This is a genomic window from Nonomuraea soli (assembly GCF_013761175.1).
GTDB lineage: Bacteria > Actinomycetota > Actinomycetes > Streptosporangiales > Streptosporangiaceae > Nonomuraea > Nonomuraea soli.
The window spans coordinates 290,147-316,462 of record NZ_JACDUR010000003.1; the positions used below are offsets into that span (position 1 = coordinate 290,147).

17 protein-coding genes are annotated in these 26,316 nt (G+C 69.5%); 11 read left to right on the plus strand and 6 right to left on the minus strand.

Annotated elements, in window-relative coordinates; translation table 11 throughout:
* Positions 1-135: 135 nt before the first annotated feature.
* Positions 136-1,890 carry a prolyl oligopeptidase family serine peptidase gene (locus HNR30_RS14095; protein ID WP_181610293.1) on the plus strand — a complete coding sequence of 585 codons (1,755 nt, stop codon included), beginning with the start codon at positions 136-138 and terminating at the stop codon, positions 1,888-1,890.
* Between the two features lie 95 nt (positions 1,891-1,985).
* Positions 1,986-3,491, plus strand: a complete 1,506-nt coding sequence (locus HNR30_RS14100; RefSeq protein ID WP_220133575.1) for an APC family permease — start codon at positions 1,986-1,988, stop codon at positions 3,489-3,491.
* Between the two features lie 44 nt (positions 3,492-3,535).
* Here the strand turns inward: HNR30_RS14100 and HNR30_RS14105 are convergent, their stop codons facing one another.
* Positions 3,536-3,961, minus strand: coding sequence for a ribonuclease domain-containing protein (locus tag HNR30_RS14105; RefSeq protein ID WP_181610294.1), 426 nt, complete (start codon positions 3,959-3,961; stop codon positions 3,536-3,538).
* 199 nt (positions 3,962-4,160) lie between these two features.
* Between HNR30_RS14105 and HNR30_RS14110 the strand changes: the two genes are divergently transcribed.
* Entirely contained in the window at positions 4,161-4,562 is a 402-nt protein-coding gene (locus tag HNR30_RS14110; RefSeq protein ID WP_181610295.1) for a hypothetical protein, read from the plus strand.
* Between the two features lie 40 nt (positions 4,563-4,602).
* Positions 4,603-5,469, plus strand: a complete 867-nt coding sequence (locus HNR30_RS14115; RefSeq protein WP_181610296.1) for an LLM class F420-dependent oxidoreductase — start codon at positions 4,603-4,605, stop codon at positions 5,467-5,469.
* Positions 5,470-5,489: 20 nt separating this feature from the next.
* Here HNR30_RS14115 and HNR30_RS14120 read toward each other — a convergent pair whose 3' ends face one another.
* Positions 5,490-6,935 carry a PP2C family protein-serine/threonine phosphatase gene (locus HNR30_RS14120; RefSeq protein WP_246378568.1) on the minus strand — a complete coding sequence of 482 codons (1,446 nt, stop codon included), beginning with the start codon at positions 6,933-6,935 and terminating at the stop codon, positions 5,490-5,492.
* A 210-nt stretch (positions 6,936-7,145) separates the two neighbouring features.
* On the opposite strand from HNR30_RS14120, the gene HNR30_RS14125 reads away from it, so the two are divergent.
* The 4 genes from HNR30_RS14125 (at position 7,146) to HNR30_RS14140 (ending at position 14,361) form a co-directional block, all read left to right on the plus strand.
* Complete coding sequence (locus HNR30_RS14125; protein WP_181610297.1) at positions 7,146-11,297, plus strand: hybrid sensor histidine kinase/response regulator; 4,152 nt, start codon at positions 7,146-7,148, stop codon at positions 11,295-11,297.
* 4 nt (positions 11,298-11,301) lie between these two features.
* Positions 11,302-11,934, plus strand: coding sequence for a response regulator (locus HNR30_RS14130; protein ID WP_181610298.1), 633 nt, complete (start codon positions 11,302-11,304; stop codon positions 11,932-11,934).
* A 95-nt stretch (positions 11,935-12,029) separates the two neighbouring features.
* On the plus strand, positions 12,030-13,001 hold the full coding sequence (locus HNR30_RS14135; protein WP_181610299.1) for a LacI family DNA-binding transcriptional regulator: 972 nt from the start codon (positions 12,030-12,032) through the stop codon (positions 12,999-13,001).
* Positions 12,988-14,361 (plus strand): protein kinase domain-containing protein, encoded by a 1,374-nt coding sequence (locus HNR30_RS14140; protein WP_181610300.1) that lies wholly within the window; start codon positions 12,988-12,990, stop codon positions 14,359-14,361. Before HNR30_RS14135 ends, HNR30_RS14140 begins: the two co-directional genes overlap by 14 nt.
* Before the next feature lie 36 nt (positions 14,362-14,397).
* Here HNR30_RS14140 and HNR30_RS14145 read toward each other — a convergent pair whose 3' ends face one another.
* A complete protein-coding gene (locus HNR30_RS14145; protein WP_181610301.1) occupies positions 14,398-15,720 on the minus strand; it encodes a GH12 family glycosyl hydrolase domain-containing protein in 1,323 nt (440 codons plus the stop codon).
* A 207-nt stretch (positions 15,721-15,927) separates the two neighbouring features.
* Between HNR30_RS14145 and HNR30_RS14150 the strand changes: the two genes are divergently transcribed.
* Both HNR30_RS14150 and HNR30_RS14155 read left to right on the plus strand, forming a co-directional pair.
* Positions 15,928-16,989, plus strand: a complete 1,062-nt coding sequence (locus HNR30_RS14150; protein ID WP_181610302.1) for a lytic polysaccharide monooxygenase — start codon at positions 15,928-15,930, stop codon at positions 16,987-16,989.
* Positions 16,974-17,504, plus strand: coding sequence for a hypothetical protein (locus HNR30_RS14155; protein ID WP_181610303.1), 531 nt, complete (start codon positions 16,974-16,976; stop codon positions 17,502-17,504). Before HNR30_RS14150 ends, HNR30_RS14155 begins: the two co-directional genes overlap by 16 nt.
* Here the strand turns inward: HNR30_RS14155 and HNR30_RS14160 are convergent.
* From HNR30_RS14160 to HNR30_RS14170, 3 genes are all read right to left on the minus strand, one after another.
* Positions 17,491-19,089 (minus strand): endo-1,4-beta-xylanase, encoded by a 1,599-nt coding sequence (locus HNR30_RS14160; protein WP_181610304.1) that lies wholly within the window; start codon positions 19,087-19,089, stop codon positions 17,491-17,493. The genes HNR30_RS14155 and HNR30_RS14160 overlap by 14 nt on opposite strands.
* Positions 19,090-19,172: 83 nt before the next feature.
* Positions 19,173-20,732 (minus strand): cellulase family glycosylhydrolase, encoded by a 1,560-nt coding sequence (locus HNR30_RS14165; protein WP_181610305.1) that lies wholly within the window; start codon positions 20,730-20,732, stop codon positions 19,173-19,175.
* 63 nt (positions 20,733-20,795) lie between these two features.
* Complete coding sequence (locus tag HNR30_RS14170; RefSeq protein WP_181610306.1) at positions 20,796-23,735, minus strand: glycoside hydrolase family 48 protein; 2,940 nt, start codon at positions 23,733-23,735, stop codon at positions 20,796-20,798.
* 228 nt (positions 23,736-23,963) lie between these two features.
* On the opposite strand from HNR30_RS14170, the gene HNR30_RS50115 reads away from it, so the two are divergent.
* Positions 23,964-26,288: a glycoside hydrolase family 6 protein gene (locus HNR30_RS50115; RefSeq protein ID WP_312894403.1), complete on the plus strand. Its 2,325-nt coding sequence runs from the start codon at positions 23,964-23,966 to the stop codon at positions 26,286-26,288.
* Positions 26,289-26,316 lie beyond the last annotated feature (28 nt).

The window sequence follows — 26,316 nt, forward strand, 5'->3', positions numbered from 1 at the left end:
GGTGTGGCTGATGTTACTGATGGGCGGTTTGAGGAGTAATTTCCTCATATTCCCGCACAATCACCACATCTTCTCTGGCCTCAGGCGCAATACTGGACGGCAACCTAGGCCGGGCCAGAGGAGGGAACGCGGCTGATGAAGGCCGAGGAACGCTGGCAAGCCAGGTTCCGGGCTCCCCGGATGACGCTGCCCACCTGGGCACGTCAGGCCCCGAACCGAGCGATCTATCGCTGCGACGCCTCCGGCACCTGGGAGATCTACGCCTGGGACCGCACCACCGGCGCCACCCGCCAGGTCACCGACCAGCCCGCGGGTACGACCGAGTACGCCGCGATCGACCCCACGGGCCAGTGGATCTACTGGTTCCGCGGCATCGACGGCGACGAGCTGGGCATGTGGATGCGCCAGCCGTTCCGCGGCGGGCCCGACGAGGTCGTCGCGCCCGGCGTGGAGATCGGCCAGCCGGGAGGCCTGGCCGTGTCGGCCACCGGCGTGGCGGTCATCAGCCTCGCGCACGGCGGCTACTTCGCCACCTACCAGATCCGCCCCGGAGAGCAGCCACGCGCTCTCTACGAGCACTCGGAGGCCGCCTGGGTCACCGACATGACCCTCGACGGCGAGCTGGTCGCGCTCAACCACACCGAGGACGGCGACTTCCGCCACCCGGCGCTGCGCGTGGTGCGCCAGGACGGCCAGGTGGTGGGCGAGCTGTCCGACCCGGGCAAGGCCGTACGCGGCATGAGTTTCTCGCCCGTGCTGGGCGACCGGCGCCTGCTGGCGCTGCACGAGCGGCGCCGCCGTAGCGAGCCCCTCGTGTGGGACCCGGTCACCGATGAGCGCCGCGAGATCTGGCTGAAGGACTCGGGCGAGCTGAGCGCCGAGTGGTACGCCGACGGCCGGGCGCTGCTCATCAGGCGCGAGGAGCGGGCACGCACCTACCTTCACCGCTACGACCTGGCCGGCGGCGGCCTGACCCCCATCGACACCCCGCACGGCGTCATCGACGAGGCCCGGCCGCGCCCCGGCGGCCAGGTGGAGTACTCCTGGTCCAGCGGCTCGCGCCCGCCGGTCATCCGCTCGACGACCGGCCAGCTGGTCATGCAGGGCGGCCCGTCCGCTCCGCCGAGCGTGCCCGTCGAGGACATCGACGTCGAGGGCGAGGGCGGGCGCATCCACGCGCTCGTCTCGCGTCCCGAGCACGGTTCCGGGCCGCACCCGGCCGTCTTCCTGCTGCACCGCGGGCCGTGGCTGCACGACAACGACTCGTTCTCCCCCGAGGTAGCGGCGTGGGTCGACGCCGGATTCGCCGTGGTGCGGGTCAACTACCGGGGTTCGACCGGGTACGGCGCGGCCTGGCGTGACGCGCTGCACGGCGAGGTGGGCCACATCGAGCTGAGCGATGCGGCGGCGGTGCGCCAGCACCTGGTCACCCGCGGCATCATCGACCCCGACCGCACCGCGCTGAGCGGCCGGCTGTGGGGCGGCTTCCTGACCCTGCTGGGTCTGGGCACCCAGCCGGAGTTGTGGGCGGCGGGCATCGCGAACATGCCCATCGGCTGCTGCGTCACCGCCTACGAGGACGCCACCGAGGGTCTGCGCGCGTTGTACCGCTCGGTGTTCGGCGGCTCGCCGACCGAGCAGCCCGAACGGTACGCCGCCAGCTCGCCCATCACCTACGTCGACCGGATCAAGCAGCCCGTGCTGATCCTGGCCAGCGAGACCGAGAAGGTCATCACGACCAGGCAGCTCGAGAAGTACATCGCCAAGCTCGCCGAGCACAGCCGCGAGCACGACGTCTACATGTACGAGTCGGGCCGCCGCTCGCTCGTCGTCGGCGAGCGCATCGCCCAGCTGAGCGCGCAGCTGGAGTTCGCCCGCAAGCACATCTGACAGATCGTCAACAGTTACCCCCTCCGACCTCATTGAACGTCGGCCCTCCGGCCTGCCAGCATCGCGCCACCCCAGCGCCCTCCGGAGGGTTGAACGTGACAACAACCGCTGAGCACACGCCAGAGGTCAACCGCCTCAAGAAGAACGCGGTAGGCCTCGTCGGCGTCATATTCATGGCCGTGGCCACCGCCGCGCCCATCACCGCGATGACCGGAAACGTCCCGATGGTCGTGGGCTTCGGCAACGGCCTCGGCGTTCCCGCCGCCTACCTGTTCGCCACCGTCGTGCTGACCATCTTCAGCGTCGGCTACACCGCGATGGCCAAGCACATCACCGCCGCGGGCGCCTTCTACGGCTACATCTCGCACGGCCTGGGCCAGGTCGCGGGCATGGTCGCCGGACTGCTGGCGACCATGGCCTACGTGGTCTTCGAGGCCTCGATCATCGGCTTCTTCGCCTACTCGGCGCACGACCTGTTCAAGACCATGGCGGGCGTGGAGATCCACTGGCTGATCTTCGCCGTCGTCGGGCTGGCGCTCAACGCCGTCCTGAGCTACTTCGACATCAACCTGACCGCCAAGGTGCTCGGCGTCTTCCTGATCACCGAGATCGCGATGCTCGGGGCGGTCGCCCTGGGCACCCTGGTCACCGGCGGCGGCCCCGACGGCCTGATGGCCGAGACGCTCAACCCGGTCAACGCCTTCACCGTCACCGGCCTGGCCGAGGGCGCCGTGGGCCTGGGCCTGTTCATGTGCTTCTGGTCGTGGGTGGGCTTCGAGTCGACCGCCATGTACGGCGAGGAGTCGCGCGAGCCCAAGCGCATCATCCCGATCGCCACGCTCGTGTCGGTGGTCGGCATCGGCCTGTTCTACACCTTCGTCTCGTGGATGACGGTCGCCGCGAACGGCAAGGGCGCGACCGCCCTGGCGGCCGAGTCGTTCGCCGAGATCTTCTTCAAGCCCGCCGGCGAGCTCTTCGGAGCCTGGTCGGTCGGCCTGTTCAAGATCCTCATCCTGACCGGCTCGTTCGCCTGCGCGATGGCCTTCCACAACTGCGCCTCCCGCTACCTCTACGCGATCGGCCGCGAGAACCTCATCCCCGGTACGGCACGCACGCTGGGCCGTACGCACCCGGTCCACGGCTCGCCGCACATCGCCGGTTTCGTGCAGACGGGCGTCTCCCTCGTCCTCGTGGTGGCCTTCTTCGCCGCAGGCATGGACCCCTACCTGCACCTGTACACGCTGCTGGCGGTCCTGGGCACGATGGCGATCCTCATCGTGCAGACCATGTGCTCGTTCGCGGTCATCGGCTACTTCCACGTCAAGAAGAAGCACCAGGAGACGGCGAACACCTGGCGCACCCTGATCGCGCCGCTGGCCGGCGGCCTGCTCATGGGCTACGTGGTGGTCCTGCTGCTGCAGAACCAGAAGGCGGCCGCGGGAGCCGCCGCCGAGTCGGCGCTGTTCACCGCCATCCCGTGGATCGTGATCGGGTTCGCGGTGGCCGGCGCGGCCCTGGCGCTCTACCTCAAGGCCCGGCGCCCGGACCGCTACCGGCTCATCGGCCGCATCGTCCTGGAGGACACGGTCGAGCGCGACTGACGAGCGGCGGGCGGCTCCTCGACCGCGAGGGCCGCCCTGGTCCGTCAGTTCAGCCGGTAGAAGTTGCGATAGTGGTCCGGCGTGAACCAGGTCGCGCCGGTGGCGCGGTTGACCACGATCCGCAGGGCGTCGCGGCGGGCGCCCCTGTCACGCGAGTAGAGGTCGTACTCGTAGTAGGTGGCCGCCACGGGCAGCTGGCGCTCGCGGTTGTAATGGCGCCCGCCCGTGAAGTTGTACAGGCCGGTGGGGCTCCAGTAGTACCAGCCTCGGCTGGTCGGGAAGCCCAGGGCCGCCCAGCCGGCGCGCGCGGTCCGCGCGTCGTCGCACCTGGCGATCGTGCAGGTGGGGTAGACCGCGGCCGAGGCCGGTGCCGATGTCGGCACGGTGAAGGCGAACACCGTGGTGAGGACGAGCAGGAATCTGGTCAGCCGGGGCAGACGCAACTGAGCCTCCGTGTCGCTGGGGATCATGCCGTGCCCTTAGACGATCGCTCCATGGCAACGCACTGCGAAGAACACTTGCGCAAATCGGCATAGCTGGCGGGGACCTTCGTACAGAGTCGGCAATCCGCTCATCAGACCTTCATCAACCCGCTTCATTTGTCCAGATTTGTCCCTAATCATCGATGGGGTGCACCCGACCGCGGTGCGATGAACTGGGGGAATCATCATGGGTCTCGCCCTTCGTGCGGTAGCCGGCGCCACCCTTGCCGGGGCTGTCACGCTCGCCGGCCTCGTCGCAGGACCGGCGTCGGCGGCCACCGCCACGCCCACACCGACGCCGACGCCCACGTCGACGACGACCGGGTCGGCACCGGCCGCACCGTCCGCCGAGGCCAGCCCGACCACCACGGCGATCTGCCGCTACTACGTGGACGCCGACAAGCCGATCCCGGTCAAGTCGGGCCCCGGCAAGAAGTACACGACCCAGGCCTGGATCTCTCCCGACCGCGAGCGCCCGGTCTTCGGCACCTGCGCGGAACCCGGCACCGGACCGTCGCACTGGGTGAAGATCAGCCAGGGCAACTACAAGGGCGGCTGGGTCTGGCGCAACTGGCTCGACCCGGTGTGAGTTGCCCTGACACCGGCGGCAGGGTTCTAGTGTCGCCGGCATGAAGTTCGGCATCAGCTACAGCACGCCCTACCACGGCATCGATCCCGACCGGATCACGGCCTACGCGCAGGACGCGGAGGAGTGCGGCTTCGAGTCCTTCTACGTGCCCGAGCACATCGTGCTCTACAAGGGCGCGATGGTCGGGCGCTACGAGCTGCCGCCCGCTCTGCCATACCTCGACCCGCTCGACACGCTGGGCTTCGTGGCGGCGTCGACGCGTCGCATCCTGCTCGGCACGGGCGTGTTGCTGCTGCCGTACCACCATCCGGTCGTCCTGGCCAAGCGGCTGGCCACCGTCGACGTGCTGTCGAAGGGGCGCATGCGGCTGCTGACCGTGGGACTCGGCGCGCTGCCGGGCGAGGCAGCGGCCGTGGGGGCCGACTTCGCCACGCGCGGACGGCGCGCCGACGAGGCCATCGACGTCCTGCGCCTGCTGTGGGAGGGCGGCGAGGACGGCGTCGCCTTCGGCGGGGAGTTCTTCTCCTTCGAGGGGCTCGTGCAGTTTCCCAGGCCGCTGGGCAGGCTGCCGATCCACGTCGGCGGGTCCAGCCCGGCGGCCGCGCGGCGCGCGGGGCGGCGTGGAGACGGGTTCTTCCCGGGCGGCGCGCTCACCGCCGCGGAGCGGGCCGCGCAGTGGGAGATCGCCCGATCGGCGGCCGTGGAGGCGGGGCGGGATCCTGACGCGCTGGAGTACACCAGGACCGGGTCGATCGACATCACGCCCGAGCAGGTCGAGGCGCTCGCCCGGCAGGGGGTCACCCGCATCGTGGTGAGCGCCACCGCCGATGAGCCGTCGGCCCGCCGCGAGGAGATGGCCGCATTCGCGGAACGCTTCGGCCTGCGAGACCAGCCGACCTCGCCGTAGAACCGGAGGCGGCCGTACGGCTAGCGCTCGGCTCGTAGCACCAGGATCGCCTGGTCGTCGGCGCTGGGTTCGGGGGCGAAGTCGGCGGCACCGCGGCGGATGCGCTCGGCCACGGCACGCGCCGACAGCCCCGCGCACTCGGCGAGCATCTTGCCCAGCCCGCCCTCGTCATCGAGCAACCGTCCGCCGCTGCGCCGTTCCGTCACCCCGTCGGTGACGGCCAGCAGCACGTCGTCGGGATCGAGGTGCACCGTGTCGGCCTCGAAGACCACCTCGGGGAAGACCCCGAGCAGCGACTGCGGCGTCGTCACCGGCTCGACCACCCCACTGGGGCGCAACCGCAGCGCCTCGGGGTGACCGGCCGACACCATGCGCAGCTCCAGCCCCGACTCGCCCGGCGTGATCTCGCCGTGGAGCAGGGTGAGGAATCGGGCACGCTCGCCCTCCTCCAGGATCGCCTGGTTGAGCCGCCCCAGCACGGCGGCCACGCCGTACCCCTCGCGGGCCAGCAGGCGCAGCGTGTGGCGGGCCAGCCCGGTGACGGCGGCGGCCTCGGGGCCGGTGCCGCACACGTCGCCGATGGCGAAGCGCCAGGAGCCGTCACCGGCCTTGAACAGGTCGTAGAAGTCGCCGCCGACCTCGTTGCCCTCGCCCGCGGGCTCGTAGATGACGCCGTAGTCGAGGCCGGGCACGACGGGCTCGCTCGGCGGCAGCAGGCTGCGCTGCAGGGCGCGGCGGGCGGCCGCCTGCTCGGCGTAGAGCCGGGCGTTGTCGAGGGCCAGGGCGGCGCGGCGGGAGATGTCTTCGGCGAACTGGACGGTCTCGTCGGGGAACCGGTCGGGCCTGCCCAGGCACATCACGCCGAGGGCGCGCCCGCGCGCGATGAGCGGCACCGACACGACCTGGGAGTCGCCCAGGTGCGCGACCGAGATGCCGCGGGGCACGACGAAGCCGGTCAGCATGGCGCGCAGGTCGTCGTTGCGCGACTCGTCGGAGTGCCACAGGTAGGCCAGGTTGGCCGGGGCGGAGGCGGACTCGATCGTGTAGACGGCGCACCAGGTGGCCAGGCGGGGCACGACGATCTGGGCGATGATGGCCGGGACCATGCCGGGGTCGAGCGTTCCGGCGAGCAGGTCGCTGGCGTCGGCGAGGAACCCCAGCCAGTGGGGGCCGCGCGAGGTCTCCTCCGACCATTCGGCCAGCACCGGCTCGGGCGGGCCCGGTAGGGCGATCCTTGCCCAATGGACACGGGATTCGCCCGCGAAGGTGATCCCCCACTCCTCGACGTCGGCGGTCGGCCCTTTGGGGTCGGAGTCGTGGGAGACATGCTGGCGCAGCTCGACCTGGACGGCGTCGCCCAGGTGCTTCCAAATGATCTCGAAAGGCTCGTTGGCCACCTGTGTCACCAGGTCACCCGCCACCTGCTCGGCGACACGCAGCACCGGAGCGGCGGCCCACGCCGTCATCACCTCACGTGTGAAACGCTGCGCAGAGGGCACAGCGCTGTCGCCAGGAGCGAAGGTGGCAGCCAGGAGAGCACGAGTAGAACCAGTCATTGCTCCGTGCCTACCACACTTCCCGTTGACATGGGGTAAATCCAAGGACAGGACTGGTGGCAAGCGATCGTGACAGACTGGCATCACTCGCGGCTGCACCCCGGGAGTGAAGGAGGTCACATGTCTGTTTCCACTCCTGAGGAGAGAACGTATACCGAGTCGGATCTGGTTCCGATTCTGGAAACGCTCTTCTCATGGCGCGACGGCGATTTCCGCCGTCGGGTTCCTCATGCGCCTCCCGGGATTCTCAGCGAGGTCCGTCTCCTGCTCAACGAGGTGGCCGACCGTCGCGAGCACCTGGCCAACGAGCTGCACCGGGTGCGGCGGGAGGTCGTGAAGGAAGGCCGCTTCCAGGAGCGGCTGACCCCCGGACCGGGCGTCGGGGCGTGGGCGGAGAGCGTCGAGTCGGTCAACATGCTGATCAACGCGCTGGTGAGCCCCGTGAGCGGCGCCGCCGACGTGATCGACGCGGTGGCCAAGGGCGACCTGTCACGCAGGATGGACCTGGAGCGTTCGGCGCGTGGCGAGGTGCGGCGGCTGGGCAAGGCGATCAACGGCATGGTCGACCAGCTCTCGTTGTTCACCTCGGAGGTGACCCGCGTGGCCCGCGAGGTCGGCACCGAGGGCAGGCTGGGCGGACGCGCCGACGTCAAGGGCATGTCGGGCTCCTGGCGCGACCTCACCGAGGCCGTCAACCAGATGTCGAGCCGGGTCTCGGCCCAGGTGCGCGACATCGCGGTCGTGACGACCGCGGTGGCCAAGGGCGACCTGTCACGCAAGGTGACGGTCGACGCGGTCGGCGAGATGTTCGAGCTGAAGAACACCGTCAACACGATGGTCGACCAGCTCTCCGCCTTCGCGGAAGAGGTGACCCGAGTCGCCCGCGAGGTCGGCACCGAGGGCCAGCTCGGCGGCCAGGCCCAGGTGAGCGGCGTCTCCGGCACCTGGAAGGACCTCACCGACAACGTCAACTTCATGGCCAACAACCTGACCATCCAGGTCCGCAACATCGCCACCGTCGCCACCGCGGTGGCCCAGGGCAACCTCAGCAAGAAGATCACCGTCGACGCGCAGGGCGAGATCCTGGAGCTGAAGGACACCCTCAACACGATGGTCGACCAGCTCTCGTCGTTCGCCGACGAGGTGAGCCGGGTGGCCCGCGAGGTGGGCACCGAGGGCAAGCTGGGCGGCCGCGCCGAGGTGAAGGGTGTCTCGGGCGTCTGGAAGGAGCTCACCGACAACGTGAACTCCATGGCCAACAACCTGACCTACCAGGTGCGCAACATCGCCCAGGTGACCACCGCCGTCGCCAACGGCGACCTGACCCGCAAGATCGACGTCGACGCCCAGGGCGAGATCCTGGAGCTGAAGTCGACCATGAACACGATGGTCGACCAGCTGTCGTCGTTCGCGGCCGAGGTGACCCGGGTCGCCCGCGAGGTCGGCACCGAGGGCCAGCTCGGCGGCCAGGCCCAGGTGAGCGGCGTCTCCGGCACCTGGAAGGACCTCACCGACAACGTCAACTTCATGGCCAACAACCTGACCATCCAGGTCCGCAACATCGCCACCGTCGCCACCGCGGTGGCCCAGGGCAACCTGACCAAGAAGATCACCGTCGACGCGCAGGGCGAGATCCTCCAGCTGAAGGACACCCTCAACACAATGGTCGACCAGCTGTCGTCGTTCGCCGACGAGGTGACCCGAGTCGCCCGCGAGGTCGGCACCGAGGGCCAGCTCGGCGGGCAGGCCCGGGTGCAGGGCGTGTCCGGCGTGTGGAAGGACCTCACCGACAACGTCAACTTCATGGCCAACAACCTGACCTCGCAGGTGCGCAACATCGCGGAGGTCACGACCGCCGTCGCGAAGGGCGACCTGACCCGCAAGATCGACGTTGACGCCCAGGGCGAGATCCTGCAGCTCAAGACCACCATGAACGTCATGGTCGACCAGCTGTCCGCTTTCTCGTCCGAGGTCACCCGAGTCGCCCGCGAGGTGGGCTCCGAGGGCCAGCTCGGCGGCCAGGCCCGGGTGGAGGGCGTGGAGGGCACCTGGAAGCGCCTCACCGAGTCGGTCAACGAGCTCGCCGGCAACCTCACCAACCAGGTCCGCGCCATCGCCACCGTGACCAGCGCCGTGGCCCAGGGCGACCTGACCCGTTCGATCGAGGAGGAGGCCAAGGGCGAGCTGGCGGAGCTGAAGGACAACATCAACTCGATGGTGGCCAACCTCCGCGAGACCACCCAGGCCAACCAGGAGCAGGACTGGCTCAAGTCCAACCTGGCCCGCATCTCCCGCCTCACCCAGGGCCACCGCGACCTCGTCGAGGTGGCCAAGCTGATCATGAGCGAGATCACCCCGCTGGTGACCGCGCGCTACGGCGCCTTCTACGCCATCGATCCGGAGAGCGAGCAGAACCTCATCCTCATCGGCGGCTACGGCGTGCGGCCCGAACGCAGCCCGCGCCCGACCTTCGCCCTGGGCGAGGGCATCGTCGGCCAGGCCGCGATGGAGGGGCTGCCGATCACGCTCGACGACGTGCCGGCGCAGTACATCACCATCGAGAGCGGGCTGAGCCGGTCGATCCCAGTGCAGATCGCGGTGCTGCCGATCCTGTTCGAGAGCCGCGTGCTGGGCGTGCTGGAGCTGGCGTCCTTCAGCAAGTTCCGCGAGGTGCACCTCGACTTCCTCACGCAGCTGGTCGAGACCATCGGTGTCACGATGAACACGATCATCGCCAACTCCCGCACGGAAGACCTGCTCAAGGAGTCGCAGCGCCTGACCACAGAGCTGCAGGAACGTTCGGACGAGCTGGAGCGCCAGCAGGAGGAGCTGCGCCGCTCCAACGCCGAGCTGGAGGACAAGGCGGCCCTGCTGGCCAAGCAGAACCGCGCCATCGAGATCCAGAACTTCCAGATCGAGCAGGCCCGCCGCACCCTGGAGGAACGCGCCGAGCAGCTGGCCGTCTCCGGCCGCTACAAGTCGGAGTTCCTGGCCAACATGTCCCACGAGCTGCGCACGCCGCTCAACAGCCTGCTCGTGCTGGCCAAGCTGCTGACGGAGAACTCCGACGGCAACCTCACCGAGCAGCAGGTCGAGTACGCCAAGCACATCCACGGCTCGGGCTCGCAGCTGCTGCAGCTCATCAACGACATCCTCGACGTCTCCAAGGTCGAGGCGGGCAAGATGGACATCCATCCCGCCCAGCTCTCGCTGCCCAAGCTGCTCGACTACGTCGAGGCCGCCTTCGCCCCGCTGGCGCAGGACAAGGGCCTCAACTTCAGCATCGAGGTCGACGGGGTGCCGCAGGAGCTCCACACCGACGAGCAGCGGTTGCAGCAGGTCCTGCGCAACCTGCTGTCCAACGCCGTGAAGTTCACCCCGAAGGGCGAGGTACGGCTGCGCGTCGTCAGGGCGCCCGACCACACCGCCTACGAGCACGCCACCCTGCGCGACGTCGACACCGTGATCGCCTTCGAGGTGATCGACACGGGCATCGGCATCGCCCAGGACAAGCGCGAGATCATCTTCGAGGCCTTCCGCCAGGCCGACGGCACCACCAGCCGAAAGTACGGCGGCACGGGTCTCGGACTGTCGATCTCCCGTGACATCGCCAGGCTGCTCGGCGGCGAGATCCGCGTCGACAGCGAGGTGGGCAAGGGCAGCACGTTCACGCTGTTCCTGCCGGCCACCTACGTCGGCCCTTCCGCGCGCGGCGAGGCGCCTCGCCTGGCGCCTGCGGTCCAGCAGGAGGAGCCGCCGGTGTCACTGCCCGAGCTCGCCTTCGACCTGCCGCTGCCGCAGGCTCCCGAGCTGCAGCAGCCCGCCGGGGCGCGCCGCTGGCAGGGCGAGGACCCGCTGTCGGGGTCGAAGATCCTCATCGTCGACGACGACATCCGCAACGTCTTCGCGCTCACCAGCGTCCTGGAGCAGCAGGGCGCGACCGTGGTGTTCGCGGAGAACGGGCGCGAGGGCATCGAGCAGCTCGAACGCAACGAGGACGTGGCGCTCGTGCTGATGGACATCATGATGCCGGAGATGGACGGCTGGGCCACCACCTCGGCGATCAGGCGCATGCCGCAGTTCGCCGATCTGCCGATCATCGCGCTGACCGCCAAGGTCATGCGGGGCGACCGTGAGAAGAGCATCGCCTCCGGCGCCTCCGACTACGTGCCCAAGCCGGTCGACGTCGACCGGCTCCTGGAGCGGCTGCGCGGATGGCTCGGCCGCGGCCGCTCCGACGGCTCCCCCGACACCAGCGAGGAAGGATCCTGATCACATGCCGGATCGCGCGAAGATCCTCCTGGTCGACGACCGCGAGGAGAACCTGATCGCCCTGGAGGCGATCCTCAGCTCGCTCGACCTGGTGCCGGTGCGGGCACGGTCGGGCGAGGAGGCCCTGAAGGCGCTGCTCGGCACCGAGTTCGCCCTCATCCTGCTCGACGTGCGCATGCCGGGCATGGACGGGTTCGAGACCGCCGCCCACATCAAGCGGCGCGAGCGCACCAGGAACATCCCGATCATCTTCCTGACGGTCGTCGACAGCGCCCCCGACTACGCCTTCCGCGGCTATGCCGCGGGCGCGGTCGACTACCTGACCAAGCCCTTCGACCCCTGGGTGCTGCGCGCCAAGGTTCAGGTCTTCGTCGAGCTCTACAACATGAACCGGCGCCTGGCCGAGCAGGCGCTGCTGCTGCGCGAGCGCCTCACCGGCGAGCTGCCTCCCGGTGAGCCCCAGGACCAGGCGACGGTGCTGCCGGAGCTGGCACGACGGCTGTCGGCCGTGGAGGAGGAGCTGGCGCGGGTGCGTGAGCAGGCCCGGAAATCGGGCGACTCCTCGACGTCGTCGGCGATCAGTGACCTCACAGAAAGGGTCGCCCACCTGCGAGCGGGTTTTGACGCCCTGACTTGACCAGACGTGTCAAGAAAAATCCGAGAAGGGCCTGTTAACACAGGAGAAACGTTGGTAATTTGGGAGCGCTCTCAAGATCTCGGGTAGGGTGCGCGATGTCGGATCTGCCCACGCTGGCACAGGTCGCAGCCGCGGCAGGAGTCTCCCCCGCCACGGCTTCCAGAGCTCTTTCCGGCTCGGTCCGGGTCAGCACCGCCACCCGGCGACAGGTCTATGACGCCATGTCGCGCCTGGGTTACGTGCGACACCGGGCCCCGCGCGGGGTGTCGGCCCGCCGCCAGGTGGCCGCCATCACCGCGGTGATCTGCGATCACCTGCCACGATTATTCTCCGAGCCGTTCTACACCAGGTTCCTCTCGGCGGCCAACGCGGTGCTCGAGGAACACGGAACCCAGCTCATGATGGCCACGGTCTCGCCCACCGCCACCACCGTGCCCTCCTTCACCGGGCCGGTGCTGCTCCTGGGGGCCAGGGAGCGCCATCCGCTGCCCATCGCCCTGTCGGCCTCGGGCATCCCCCTTCTGTGCATCGGCCGCCCACCCGACTCGCTGCGCCTGCCGTACGCCGACGTCGACAACAGGGACGGCGCCCGCCAGGCCGCCGAGCACCTGCTGCTGTCGGGGCGCCAGCGGCTCACCGTGATCGCGGGACCGCCGCAGCTCTCCGTCACCCGCGACAGGATCGCCGGATTCACGCGCCTGACGCGCGAGGCCGGGCTGCCCGACCCGCTCGTCGCCTACGGCGACTTCACCGCCGCCTCCGGGGCGCACGCCATGCAGTGGCTGCTCAGCCACGCGCCCGGGCTCGACGCGGTGTTCGCCTGCTCGGACCCGATGGCCGCCGGAGCGCTGCAGACGTTGCGCCGGGCCCGCCGTGCCGTACCCGAGCAGGTGTCGGTGATCGGCTTCGACGACGCGCCCATCGCCCAGCGGACCGTCCCCGCGCTGACCACCGTGCGGCAGCCGGTCGAGGAACTGGCCTCCGTGGCGACCAGGATCCTGCTGTCAGGAGAGATGAGGCGGGACCCGATCCTGCCCACGGAGCTGGTCGTCCGTGCTTCCGCCTGACCAGCCGGCGGAAGCGGCCGGCCGCGGCCCGGGGCTGGAGGCGGGCAGCCTGCTCGCCCGCCGATACCTGCTGCTGGAGCCGCTGGCCGAAGGCGGTATGTCGGTCATCTGGCGGGCCTTCGACCAGTCGTTGTCGCGCCTGGTGGCGGTCAAGGTGCACAGCCTGCCGCTGCGCGGGGGCCCGGAGGCCCGCGATCGCACCAGGTCGGAGGCGCGGGTCACCGCGCACATCGGCCATCCGGGCGTCGTCGACGTCTACGACTACGGCGAGAGCATCACCAGCCGGGGCGACATCGCCGCCTATGTCGTGATGCGCCTGCTCGACGGGGTGCCGCTGGCCGAGCGCATCTGCGACGGGCCGATGCCCTGGGAGGAGGCCGTCGAGATCGGCCGCCGGGTCGCCCTGGTCCTGCAGGCCACGCACGAACTGGGCGTGGTCCACATGGACGTGTCGGCGGAGAACATCCTGCTCACCCCCGACGGGCCCAAGCTGCTCGACTTCGGCATCGCCGCCAGGATCGGCGACCCCGACCACGGCAGCGGCACGCCGCCCTTCGTGGCGCCCGAGCGGATCGGCGCCGCCCCCGCCCATCCCGCCGTCGACGTCTACGCGCTCGGCGTGCTGCTCTACGCGATGCTCACCGGCACCACGCCCTATCCGGAGACCACCTGGGAGGAGCTCCAGGAGGTGCGTCGCGCCGGGAAGCCGCCCAAGCCGTCGGGGGCGCCCTGGGCCCTGGCCAGGCTCGTACGGCGGTGCCTGGCCGCCGAACCCGCCGCGCGGCCCAGCGCCGCGGATGCCGCCCGCGCCCTGGTCTACCGGCCGGGCAGGCGTACCGGCCTGCTGGTGGCGGCGTCGATGGCCTGCGCGGTGGTAGTCGCAGCGGAGATCACCGCGCTGCTGCCCGGCTCCCCCTCCCCGACGCAGGAGCGGCCGGGCACGGCGGCGCACCCGGCGGTCACCGTCAACCCGGAGCGCACCCCGGAGCACACGCCGCAGCACACGCCGTCTCCGAGCCTCCCGCAGCGATCCGCCCCGGTGTCCACCCCCGCGCCCGCCCGGACGGTGCGGCCCTCGACGATCCCGACGCCGAGCCGGCGGGCCGACACGGTCGTCACGGCCGTGCAGGCCTTCCACGAGGTGCTGGCCAAGAGCGGGATCCGCGCGGACGTCGCCCTCGACCTGCGCCAGGTGCTGCAGAACCTGCTGTCGACGCCACGGCCGACCGAGGAGCAGGTCGCGGGCATGCGGCAGAAGCTGGCCGACCGCGAGCGCGAGGGCGGGCTGCCGTCGTCGTACCGGGTGGAGCTGGAGATCCAGCTGACCCGCATCGCCTCGGCGATGCTCGAGAAGACCTGACGAGCGCCGGCGGAAGCCCGCCGGCGCTCGTAGGCCTCAGGAGCAGGTGAAGCCGCTCGGCAGGGAGGTGTCGCCGTTCGGGCGCGAGGCCTGGAAGCCGAAGCTCGTCGAGCCGTCGGGAGCCACGGTGCCGTTGTGGGCGACGTTGCGGGCGGTGGAGCCACTCAGCACGGCGTTCCAGGAGCCGGTGATCGTGTGGCCCGACGGCAGCGTGAAGCCGACGGTCCAGCCGTTGATCGTGGAGCTGCCGGTGTTGCGGACGTTCACCTGGACGACGTAGCCGTTCTGCCACTGCGACTGCACGCTCGCCGTGGCCGTGCAGCCGCCGTTGCCGCCGCCGGACTGGGTGGTCACGCTGACGGTGTTCGACGGCGACGAGACGTTGCCCGCGGCGTCACGGGCGCGGACCTGGAACTGGTAGGCCGTGGACGGGGTCAGGCCAGACGCGGTGAAGCCGGTCGTGGTCGAGGTGCCGACCTGGGTGCCGTTGCGCAGGATCTCGTACCGGGTCACGCCCACGTTGTCGGTCGAGGCGCTCCACGACAGGTTCGTCGAGGTCGACGTCGTGCCAGAGGCGGCCAGGTTGGCCGGAGCCGTGGGCGGCGTGGGGTCGGTCGGCCCGCTGCCGATGGTGTAGCTGAAGTTGCTGACCGACAGGCCCGCGACGCCCACCCAGGGCTCGAAGCCCGCCTGCACGCTGGTCAGGTACCAGGAGCGCTGGGCGTGGCCGCGGTTGACGGCGTCGGAGTAGAAGGCGTCGACGGCGAACTCGATCGAGGTGGCGGTGCTGGTGCGGACGTAGGAGACGACGTTCCAGCCGATGTTGCCGAACCAGACCTCCCAGGTGGCCCCGGCCAGCGTCGCGGTGCCCACACGCGAGCCGATCGGCTGGATGGAGCCCTGGCGGTTGAGCCAGATCATGATCTCGGCGCCGGTGTTCTGGCCGTCGGTTCGCGGGGTGGGGTCGAACCACAGGTCGTAGGCGGCGTTGTAGGTGCCTCCTGAGGGATAGCCGTAGGTGAGGCCGGTGCGGATGGTGCCAAACCGGCTGTCGGAGGCCCGCATCGGCAGGCTGCTGCCGGTGGTGCAGTTGGCGTAGTGGCAGCCCGCGAAGATGGAGGGGTAGCCCGCGGGGGCGCCGTTGGTGGGGTTGTTGTGCTGGGCCTGGGTGACCGTGAAGCCGCCGTTCTGGTTCACGTCGATGCACTGCGCGGTGTCGGCGCCCCAGACGTTGTTCTGGACGATGTAGCGGCCGTTCTGGATCGAGGTGGAGCCGTACTTCTCGCAGATCACCGGGGCGGCCTCGGCCGGTGCGGCCAGGAAGCCCAGGGCGAGGAGTAAGCCGATCAGGACTCGCATGGTTCCTCCAAGATTGGGAGCGCTCCCAAAATAGGCGGAGGCGCCCGGAGACCCCCAAAAACGCCTCCCCGGTCACGGCAACCACCTGGGCACCCGGGTGAAAGTTTCACAAGTCGGGCCAGGTGACCGTGAGAGCCGACTTGACAAGCTTGTTGCGGCGATGGCCCGGGCGCATGCTGGGAGCGCTCCCAAAGGAGGAGGTAGTACATGCGAAGATTCGCAGCGTTGGCCGCGGCGCTCATCGTCGTCCTGCTCACCCAGAGCACGCCCGCGGTGGCCCACGGCGTGTCCATGTTCCCCGGCAGCCGCACCTTCCTGTGCTGGAAGGACGGCCTGCGGGACAACGGCCAGATCATCGCCTACAACCCCGCCTGCGCGGCCGCCATCGCCGCCAACGGCACCACACCCCTGTACAACTGGTTCGCGGTGCTGCGTTCCGACGCCGCCGGCCGTACCGTCGGATTCATCCCCGACGGGCAGATCTGCAGCGGCGGCACCGGCGGACCCTACGACTTCTCCGGCTACAACGCCGCCCGCACCGACTGGCCCACGACCCACCTGACCTCGGGCGCCAACATCCAGTTCCGCTTCAGCAACTGGGCGGCGCACCCCGGCACCTTCCGGCTCTACGTGACCAAGAACGGCTGGAACCCCAGCAGCCCGCTCGCCTGGGGTGACCTGGAGTCCTTCGCCAGCGTCACCAACCCGCCGCAGTCGGGCGGTCCTGGCGAGCTGAACTACTACTACTGGAACGGCCAGCTGCCCGCCGGCAAGACCGGCAGGCACATCATCTACATCCAGTGGGTGCGCTCCGACAGCAACGAGAACTTCTTCAGCTGCTCGGACGTCGTCTTCGACGGCGGCAACGGCGAGGTCACCGGAGTGGGCCCGAACCAGGGCGGCACCCAGTCGCCCGACCCGACCAACTCCGCGACGAGCTCGCCGACCATCACACCCACCGGAAACGCGGGCTGCACGGCCACCTGGGCGACCACCTCGACCTGGTCCGGCCACTTCGGAGCCAACATCACCGTCCGCAACACCGGAAACACCCCGATCAACGGCTGGACGGTCCGCTGGAACTTCTCCGGCGGGCAGACCTTCGACGCCGCGCCATGGAACGGAGTCGTCGAATCGCCGGCGCCCAACGTGGCGGTGAAGAACGCCTCCTACAACGGAAGCCTCTCGGCCAACGCCACGACGTCGTTCGGATTCAACGCCTCGGGCACCGCGCCCACCAACCCGGTGCTGACTTGCGCCGCTTCGTAGGACTGTGGGCCGTCGCGGGCACTCTCGCCGCGACGGCTCTCGTCGTCGTGCTGGTCGTCGTCCTGGCCGGGCGTCCGGCGATCCCCGACGGCCTGCGCCAGGCGCTGTCGCTGAGGGTCACGCAGCTGCTCGAACATGCTTCCCCCTCCGAGCACCACCAGCACGGGCACCGGTTCGGCGCGGGTTCGATGCTGGTGGTCTGCGCGGTCGAGCCCTTCGGCGTCGAGCCGGCCGACGCGGCCGACGTCAGCCAGGTGCGCTGGGTCTACGCGCATCATCTGTGCGCGGTCGACGAGTTCGGCGTGCGCTGGGCCGAGGCGATCCGCGCGTCGGGCCCCCTGGCGGTCGAGCTGGCCACCTCACGCGTGGTGGTCCCGGAGTCCGGTGCGGGTTACCCCGACCGGGTCCGGGACCTGATCCCCGCGCGTTACCACGAGGCCGCCCTGGACACCTTCACCGATCTCGAGGTGATCGACGAGGCGCAGCGGCGTTTCGACGTGTCTAGGAGCAGGTGAACCCGGTCGGCAGGGCGGTGTTGCCCGCCGGCCGGGAGGCCTGGAAGCCGAAGGTGGCGCCAGAGCCGGCGTTGTACGGCATGTTCTTGGCGGTCACGGTCTGGCCGCTGACGGTCAGGGTGGCGTTCCACGAGCCGGTGATGGCGTGGCCCGCGGGCAGGGTGAAGGTCACGGTCCAGCCGTTCAGCCCCGAACCGGTGACGGTGACCGGCTGGATCACGTAGCCGGTGCTCCACTGGGTCTGGGTGACGGCGGTGGCCGTGCAGCTTCCGCCGGTGCCTGGCTGGGTGGTCACGTTGACGGCGGACGACAATGTCGAACGGTTGCCCGCGGCGTCACGGGCGCGGACCTGGAACTGGTAGGCCGTGGACGGGGTCAGGCCCGACGCGGTGAAGCCGGTCGTGGTCGAGGTGCCGACCTGGGTGCCGTTGCGCAGGATCTCGTAGCCGGTCACGCCCACGTTGTCGGTCGAGGCGCTCCACGACAGGTTCGTCGAGGTCGACGTCGTGCCAGAGGCGGCCAGGTTGGCCGGAGCCGTGGGCGGCGTGGTGTCGTCGCCGGTCACCGGCCCGGCCAGGGCGTCGTGAACGGCCGTGTACGACGGCTTGACCGCGTAGTTGGCGTCGTAGATGAGCGCCGCGCCCTCGCTGGGGAAGGTGTCGGGCACCCAGGAGTGCTTGTCGGTGAAGCCCCAGATGGTCACGCCGGCACACGCCTGTACGGCGTTGCAGGCGTTGATGACGTTGCGGTAGTAGGTGGCCTGGGTGGCGTCGTCGTTGGCGTCACGCGGCATCTGCACCCGCACGTCGAGCTCGGTGACGCGCACCTGCACACCCAGGGCCGCGAAGCGCTCCATGTTCTGCTGGAGCGAGCTCGGGAAGCCGTACTGCGTGGCCAGGTGCCCCTGGAAGCCGACGCAGTCGACCGGCACACCCTGCTGGCGCAGGCTGCTGACCAGGTTGTACATCGCGGTGCTCTTGGCGTTGATGCCCTCGACGTTGTAGTCGTTGATGCACAGCCGGGCGTTGGGGTCGGCGGCGCGGGCGTAGCGGAAGGCGTCGGCGATGAAGCTCTGGCCGAGCGTGTTGTACCAGAACGACTGGCGGAAGGTGCCGTCCTCGTTGAAGACCTCGTTGACCACGTCCCACGAGACGACCGTGGCGTTGCTGGCGTAGCGCCCGACGACGGTGGCGATGTGGTCCTGCATGGCGGTGCGCATGTTGGCCGCCGACAGGCCCTGCACCCAGTTCGGCGTCTGGCTGTGCCAGACCAGGGTGTGGCCGTGGACCTGCTGGTTGTTCTGGGTGGCGAAGGCGACGATCTGGTCGGCGCCGCCGAAGTTGTACTGGCCGTCGGAGGGCTCCGTGGCGTCCCACTTCATCGCGTTCTCGGCGGTGACCTGGTTGAACTCCGAGGCCGCGATGTTCCGGTAGGCCGTCTCGTTGGACAGCGGGCCGGTGGCCAGGGCCGCGCCGATGAACTTGCCGCGGTCGGCCGCGTGCTCGCGCAGCGGCTCCGAGGCCTGGGCGGGGGCGGCCGCGATGAGCAGCGTGGAGAGCATCGCGGCGGCTGGTAACCATCTCATGGAGGATGACACTTTCTCTTGGGGGGCGAAACTTTCGGGTCGTCGCAGAAATCAGGGCACCCGTCGAGGTGCCCGGATTCCCTTTAGGAACAGGTGAAGGTGGTCGGCACGGCGTTGTCGCCGCCGGGCCTGGTGGCCTGGAAGCCGAAGCTGGTCGAAGCGTTCGGAGCCAGAGTGCCGTTGTAGGGCATGTTGCGCGCCACGCCACCCGAGTAGGTGGCGTTCCAGATGTTGCTGAGGCTGTGGCCGGACGGCAGCGCGAACGCCACACCCCAGCCGGTGATGGTGGACGTGCCGGTGTTCTTGACCGTCACCTGCATCACGTAACCGCCGCCCCACTGCGACTGCACCGAGGCCGTGGCCGTACAGCCGCCCACGGGACCGGCCTGCGTCGTCACGTTGACGGCGGTGGACAGGCCGGAACGGTTGCCGGCGGCGTCACGGGCACGGACCTGGAACTGGTAGGCCGTGCTCGGGGTCAGGCCGGTCGCCGCGAAACTGGTCGTGGTCGAGGTGCCGACCTGGGTGCCGCCGCGCAGGATCTCGTAGCCGGTGACGGCCACGTTGTCCGTGGAGGCGCTCCACGACAGGTTCGTGGAGTTCGACGTGGTGCCCGACGCCGCCAGGTTCGCCGGCGTGGTGGGCGGGGTGGTGTCGACGGGCGGTGCGCCGCCGCCGCACTGGGAGCACTCCTCGGCGGTCGAGGCGATGCCGTTGGTGCCCTGGAACAGCCGCACACCCCACGAGGTGAGCTGGGCGGGGTTGAAGTTGACCACCTGGTCGAGGTACTCGACACCGCCGCCGTTGCCACTCCACGACCAGCCGAGGTAGCCCACGCCCCTGGCCTGGGCCTGGGCCATGATCGTGTCCTCGTCGGGGTTGCCGTCGGAGTGGTTGAAGCCGAACTCCCCGATCACCAGGGGCAGCCCGTTGTCCTCGAACGCGTCGAGGTAGGCGTTGATCTCGGCCGCGGTGTCGAAGACGCCGTACATGTGCACCGAGAACACGGTGTTGTCCTGCGGGTCCGCGGCGGCCACGGTGGCCGCGTTGTCGCGCATCTGGAACTGCCAGTCCTGGCCCCAGTTCGGGGCGTCGACCATGAGCAGGTGCTGGAAGCCCGCGTTGCGCAGCTTGACGATCGCGGCCGAGGTGGCCTGTGTCCAGTTCGGGGTGACGGCGTTGTTGCCCACCGGCTCGTTGCCGATGTTGATGATCACGCTGTCCTCGTGGCCGGTCAGCGCGCTCTGGATGCCGATCCAGTAGTTGGCCGCGGCGTCGAGGGTGACGGCGCCGCTCTGCTCGCCGTACCCGGTGGTGTCGTGGTTCTCCAGGATGCAGACGAGCCTGTTCGCCTCGCAGAGCGAGACGATGTTGGCCACGTCGGCGGCGGTGTTGGTGGTCCACCGTCCGCCGCTCAGCACCACGCGTACGGCGTTGGCGCCCAGCGACTTGATGTTGGCGATGGACGAGGTCTGGCTGGCGTACCAGGCGTGCGGATGGCTGGTTCCCCGGATGACGAAGACGTTGCCGTCCGACTCGACGATGTTCCGCCCCTCGACGCGCAGGCCGACGGCGGCCTGCGCGGGAGCGGCTGCCACGACCATCGACGCCAGCAGGGCGAATATGGCTAGGAGGCTTCTCATGACAACCTTTCGAGGTTGAGACCCGCGCGGGACGGGGTCAGGCCGTCCCGCGCGGGCCCCAGGTCATCCGTTCGGGAAGAGCGAGCCGTAGTCGGCCAGCGCCATGGCGATGTCCGACTGCGCCCAGAAGCGGTGGTAGGTGAACGTCGGGGCAGGACCGCCGTTCAGGTGCGCCTGGACCTTGCTCCATTCCGGGTCGTTCTTCAGGAACGACCGCATCCCGATGAAGGTGGAGCTAGAGTTGATCGTGTCGCCGTTCGGCATGGTGCCGGTGAAGCTCGACGGCACGTACACGGAATCGTCGAAACGGTTGTAGTCGCCGCGGGTCTCGGGCACGGTGATGCCCTTGCTGCCCTTGAGCAGCAGCATCCGGTCCAGCAGCCCCTTGGCGGTGGCCTTGGCGGCGGCGTTGCCGGACTTGGCGGCGTAGTAGATCAGGGTGCGCGCGTAGCCGGCTGCCACGCCCACGTCGTTGGTGTAGGTGCGGACGGTCACGTGCAGGCCGGGGTTCGGTCCCGGGGTGCCGCCCTCGGTGTTGAAGCTGGCGGCGGGGGCGCCGCTCCAGCCCATCTCGTTCGGGATCTGGTAGGTGCTGCCGGAGCCGAGCGTGGTCTCCGAGATCGCCCAGGCGGCCCACTTGTCGAGAACGGCCTTCGCCTTGAGGTCGCCGGTCACGTAGTACAGCTCGGCCAGGCGCTCCATGCCCCAGGCCTGGAAGCCGAACCACTGGTTCGAGGGCGGGTCGTGGTAGACGGGGTCGGGGTCGTAGGCCATGCCGAAGAAGGACGGCGTGCCGGCCGGGGGCTGCTGGTAGTCGCCGTCCCAGCTGTTGGTGGCGCCACCGGCGATGGCGCCCTCCGCCGACTGGAGCCAGGTGTAGAACTGCACCTGGCGGGTCAGGCTCTTGGCCCAGTCGTCGTCGGCCGTGGGCGACTGCGGTCGCAGCGCCGACGGGCCCTGCGGCGACAGCACCCAGGCGGCCAGCGGGTTCTGGTAGCCGCCGTGGTTGTGGCTGGAGCCGATACGCCAGGCCCAGGCGCCGTCCATCGCTCCGCCCCAGGCGAAGTACCAGTTCAGCAGGTAGGCCGAGCTGCTCTTGCCACTGCCCGCGGCGCAGGTGGGCGAGGTGCAGCCGGGGTTCTTGAAGTACTTGTCGTACATCGCGTAGCGCAGGTAGTCGCCGAGCTTGGCGGCCTTGGCCATGGTGGCCGAGATCTGCGACTGGTTGCCCTGCTCGGTGGCCCAGGTCAGCGCCCAGTAGGCGGCCTGGACGGCGCGAGCGTCGGCGTCGGGAGCGGCGGTGTAGCGCCACTGGTTGCCGGTCGAGCCCTGGATGAACAGCGACGGGAAGCCGGTGGACGAGCCGTACCGCTGGGTGTCGCACGAGGGGTGCGGGATGGTCTCCCAGACCGACTCCTGCGGACCACGCTGGTAGGTGTTGATGTAGGTGACACGCTTGGTGTTGTCACCGCACTCCGACAACGAGCTGCCGCGGCCGGTGCCGAAGCCGTAGACGTCGTCGACGTCGAGCAGCCAGTGCATGGCGTACATGCTCTTGTTGCCGTAGGTGGACTGGAGCTCGGCGCTGATCGGGTCCTGGCCGGCCACGACCGTCGTGCTCAGCGGCACGGGGTACTGACTGGGCAGGTTGCGCTCCGGCGCGTAGTCGGCCGGGTCCGCGGGGTTGTAGGTGGACTGGCCGCCCGGCTGGTTCGCCGTGGAGGGGATGATGAACTGCTCCATGATGTTCCAGGCGTTGTTGAACGGCGCCCAGTTCTTGGTCAGCCTGCCGTACTGCGCCTCCATCCACAGCCAGTAGCTGAAGGCCTCGCTGGTGGTCTGGTGACCGTGGTCGGGAGCCTCGACCAGGAGCGTCTCGATCGAGTGGTACGGGATGCCCTCGGGCGAGAAGTAGCCGTTGGCCGGGTTCTTGATCTTGTCGTACTGGGTCTGGAACTCGGTCAGGTAGCTGTTCGACGGTGCCTCGTCGTCGACCTCGGTGGCGGTGACCGTCACGCTCGGCACGCCGCTGGCGGCGATGGTGAACGTGCGGGTCCCGTTGTCGTCGTCCGCGTCGTCGGCGGCGTTGATGCGCACCTGCTGGTCGACGTTCCAGTTCGTCGGTGTGAAGGTCAGCGCGGCGGTGCTGGCGAGCGTCAGGTCGGCGTCACCGGTGCCCGCCGACGGGTTGACGGTCACGTTGCCGGACGGCTGGGCCTGCAGCTTCACGTTGACGATCGCCTGCGCGCCCTCGGGGACGCTGAGGCTGGTCGGCGTCACGACCAGGGCCTGGGCGCCGTCGTTGTCGGACTCGGTGGCGTTGACCGTGACGCTGGTCAGGCCGGCCGAGGCGACGGTGAACGGGCGGGTGCCGTTGGTGGTGTCGCTGTCCTGCGCCGCGGCGATCGTGACGAGCTGCGGGGTGTTCCAGTTCGACGGGGTGAAGGTCAGCGGGGTGCCGCTCGCGACGGTCAGGTCGCTGTCACCGGTGCCCGCGGTGGTGGTGACGGTGACGTTGCTCGACGGCTGCGACTGCAGCCGCACGGCGAACGTCTCGTCGTCGCCCTCGGGCACGCTCACGCTGGTCGGGGTCACCATCAGGCTCTGCGGCTGCTGCGGGCCCGTGCAGGTGGTGCCGTTGATCGCGAACGTGTCGGGGTTGGCGCCTGAGCCCGTGCCGTTGAAGCCGACCGTCCACTGCGCACCGGACGCCTTGTTGGCGTTGTAGGAGGCGTTGACGATGCTGACGTTGGCGCCGTTCTGCGTCGGGACGCCGTCCCAGGCGTTGGTGATCCGCTGGTTGCCGGGGAAGGTGAAGGTGAGCGTCCAGCCGTTCAGCGCGTCACCCTGGTTGGTGATCGCGATGCTCGCGCCGAAGCCGCCGCCTCCTTCCCAGGTCTTGTTGTAGGTGACCGTGCAGGCGACCGCCGCTTGGGCGGGAGCCGCGACGGCCATCCCGGTGAGGAGGGTGGCGAGTGCCGCCCACAGTGCGGGTTTTCGCATCCGAGAGCTCCAGGGGGTGAGCCGGTGGGTTGGGAGCGCTCCCATACCATGACGGCCATCCCGTGGGTCATGTCAATGTCATCCGCGTTTCATCGAGGTAACCCGGTATCTGGTTCTGAAACTTTCATCGGTTTCCTGGCATTTTCCGGGTTTTGCCCACGGGCGGCTGTACAGAGTTGTGAACCCCGCTCAACTATGTGGGAGCGCTCCCAACCCCTAGGAGTATCCGTGAGTGTTCTTCCCCGCTGGCGGCGATGGGCGGTGACCGCGACCTCCGTGACGGTCGCGGCCCTCGGCCTCGTCGCGCTCCAGCCCACCAGCGCGCAGGCGGCCATCGCCTGCTCCGTCACCTACTCCAAGACGTGGGAGGGTGGCGGCGGTTTCGGTGCGAGCATCGCGATCACCAACCACGGCGACGCGCTGAACGGCTGGAACCTGACCTTCACCTTCCCCGGCAACCAGAGGATCACCAACGCCTGGGACGGGGTGCCGACGCAGAACGGCGCCGCCGTCAGCATCGCCAACGCCTCCTACAACGGCAGCAAGGCGAGCGGCGCGCAGTGGTCCGTGGGCTTCAACGGCTCCGGCTCGGGCGCCAACCCCGACACCTTCGCGATCAACGGAACGACCTGCTCCGGCCCCGGGACCGGCACTCAGTCCCTGGTCGTCTCCCCGACCAGCGTCAGCGTCACCGAGGGCGCGACCGCGACCTACTCCGTGCGCCTGCAGTCGCAGCCGTCGAGCAACGTCACGGTCACCAGTACGGCAGGCAGCGGCGACAGCGACCTCACCCTCTCCGGCGGCGGTTCCCTGACCTTCACCCCGTCGAACTGGAACACGCCGCAGAACGTCACCGTCGCGGCCGCCGAGGACAGCGACACCACGAACGGCACCCGCCCGTTCACCGTCGCCTCCACCGGCCTGACCTCGGTCACGGTCAACGCCACCGAGTCCGACAACGACGGCGGCGGCACCCAGGCCCTCGTGGTCGCCCCGACCGCCGTGAGCGTCAACGAGGGCGGGAGCGCCACCTACGGGGTGCGCCTGCAGTCGCAGCCGACCGGCAACGTCACGGTCACCAGTACGGCAGGCAGCGGCGACAGCGACCTGACCGTCTCCGGCGGCGCTTCGCTGACCTTCACCACCTCCAACTGGAACACCGCGCAGAACGTCACGGTCGCCGCGGCCGAGGACAGCGACGAGACCAACGGCTCCCGGCCGTTCACCGTCGCCTCCACCGGCCTCACCTCGGTGACCGTCACCGCCACCGAGTCCGACAACGACGGCGGCACCGGCCCCGGACGCGTCGACAACCCCTACTCCGGCGCCGACGGCTACGTGAACTCCGACTGGAGCGCCAAGGCCGCCGCCGAGCCCGGAGGCAGCGCCGTCGCCTCCGTCTCGACCGGTGTGTGGATGGACCGCATCGCCGCCATCGCGGGCAGCTCCTCCGCGAAGGGCCTGCGCGCCCACCTCGACGCGGCCGTCGCCCAGGACGCCGCCAACGGCTCCAGGCCGCTGACGATCCAGTTCGTCATCTACAACCTGCCCAACCGTGACTGCTCCGCCCTGGCCTCCAACGGCGAGCTGCTCATCGCAGAGAACGGCCTCAACCGGTACAAGACCGAGTACATCGACCCGATCGCCGCGATCATGTCGGACTCCAAGTACCGCAACCTGCGCATCGTCGCGATCGTCGAGATCGACTCGCTGCCGAACCTGGTCACCAACCTCAACCTGGCCAAGTGCCAGGAGGCCAAGGACTCCGGCGCCTACGTCGAGGGTGTGCAGTACGCCCTGAGCAAGCTGTACGCGATCCCGAACGTCTACAACTACGTCGACGCCGCCCACCACGGCTGGCTCGGCTGGGACACCAACTTCGGGCCCGCCGCCCAGCTGTTCTCCTCCACCGCCGCCGGCGCCACCGGTGGCCGCGCCACCGTGCACGGCTTCATCACCAACACCGCCAACTACTCCGCTCTGCGCGAGCCGCACTTCACCATCAACACGCAGGTCAACGGCCAGAGCGTGCGCGCCTCCAAGTGGCTCGACTGGAACTGGTACGTCGACGAGCTCACCTTCGCCCAGGCCTTCCGCACGCGCCTGATCTCCGAAGGCTTCCCGTCGACCATCGGCATGCTCATCGACACCTCCCGCAACGGTTGGGGCGGTACGGCACGGCCGACCGCACCCAGCACCTCCAACGTCCTCGACACCTTCGTCGACCAGTCGCGCGTCGACCGGCGCTTGCACGCCGGCAACTGGTGCAACCAGAGCGGCGCCGGCCTCGGCGAGCGTCCCCAGGCGGCCCCCGCGGCCGGCATCGACGCCTACGTCTGGATCAAGCCTCCGGGCGAGTCCGACGGCTCCAGCAAGGAGATCCCCAACAACGAGGGCAAGGGCTTCGACCGGATGTGCGACCCGACCTACACCGGTAACGACCGCAACAAGAACAACATGAGCGGTGCGTTGCCCGACGCCCCGATCTCCGGTCAGTGGTTCTCGGCGCAGTTCCGCCAGCTGCTGGCCAACGCCTACCCGCCCCTCTCCTGATCAGTGATGCCCCGGCTCGCCACCTGGC

Excerpts from the sequence above, each read along its gene's own strand:
- HNR30_RS14130 (WP_181610298.1), top strand. The coding sequence starts at position 11,302 with ATGCCGGATCGCGCGAAGATCCTCCTGGTCGACGACCGCGAGGAGAAC.
- HNR30_RS14145 (WP_181610301.1), bottom strand. The coding sequence starts at position 15,720 with ATGCGAGTCCTGATCGGCTTACTCCTCGCCCTGGGCTTCCTGGCCGCA.
- HNR30_RS14170 (WP_181610306.1), bottom strand. The coding sequence starts at position 23,735 with ATGCGAAAACCCGCACTGTGGGCGGCACTCGCCACCCTCCTCACCGGG.
- HNR30_RS14160 (WP_181610304.1), bottom strand. The coding sequence starts at position 19,089 with ATGAGATGGTTACCAGCCGCCGCGATGCTCTCCACGCTGCTCATCGCG.
- HNR30_RS14165 (WP_181610305.1), bottom strand. The coding sequence starts at position 20,732 with ATGAGAAGCCTCCTAGCCATATTCGCCCTGCTGGCGTCGATGGTCGTG.
- HNR30_RS14150 (WP_181610302.1), top strand. The coding sequence starts at position 15,928 with ATGCGAAGATTCGCAGCGTTGGCCGCGGCGCTCATCGTCGTCCTGCTC.
- HNR30_RS14120 (WP_246378568.1), bottom strand. The coding sequence starts at position 6,935 with ATGACGGCGTGGGCCGCCGCTCCGGTGCTGCGTGTCGCCGAGCAGGTG.
- HNR30_RS14110 (WP_181610295.1), top strand. The coding sequence starts at position 4,161 with ATGGGTCTCGCCCTTCGTGCGGTAGCCGGCGCCACCCTTGCCGGGGCT.
- HNR30_RS14135 (WP_181610299.1), top strand. The coding sequence starts at position 12,030 with ATGTCGGATCTGCCCACGCTGGCACAGGTCGCAGCCGCGGCAGGAGTC.
- HNR30_RS14115 (WP_181610296.1), top strand. The coding sequence starts at position 4,603 with ATGAAGTTCGGCATCAGCTACAGCACGCCCTACCACGGCATCGATCCC.
- HNR30_RS14125 (WP_181610297.1), top strand. The coding sequence starts at position 7,146 with ATGTCTGTTTCCACTCCTGAGGAGAGAACGTATACCGAGTCGGATCTG.
- HNR30_RS14095 (WP_181610293.1), top strand. The coding sequence starts at position 136 with ATGAAGGCCGAGGAACGCTGGCAAGCCAGGTTCCGGGCTCCCCGGATG.
- HNR30_RS14105 (WP_181610294.1), bottom strand. The coding sequence starts at position 3,961 with ATGATCCCCAGCGACACGGAGGCTCAGTTGCGTCTGCCCCGGCTGACC.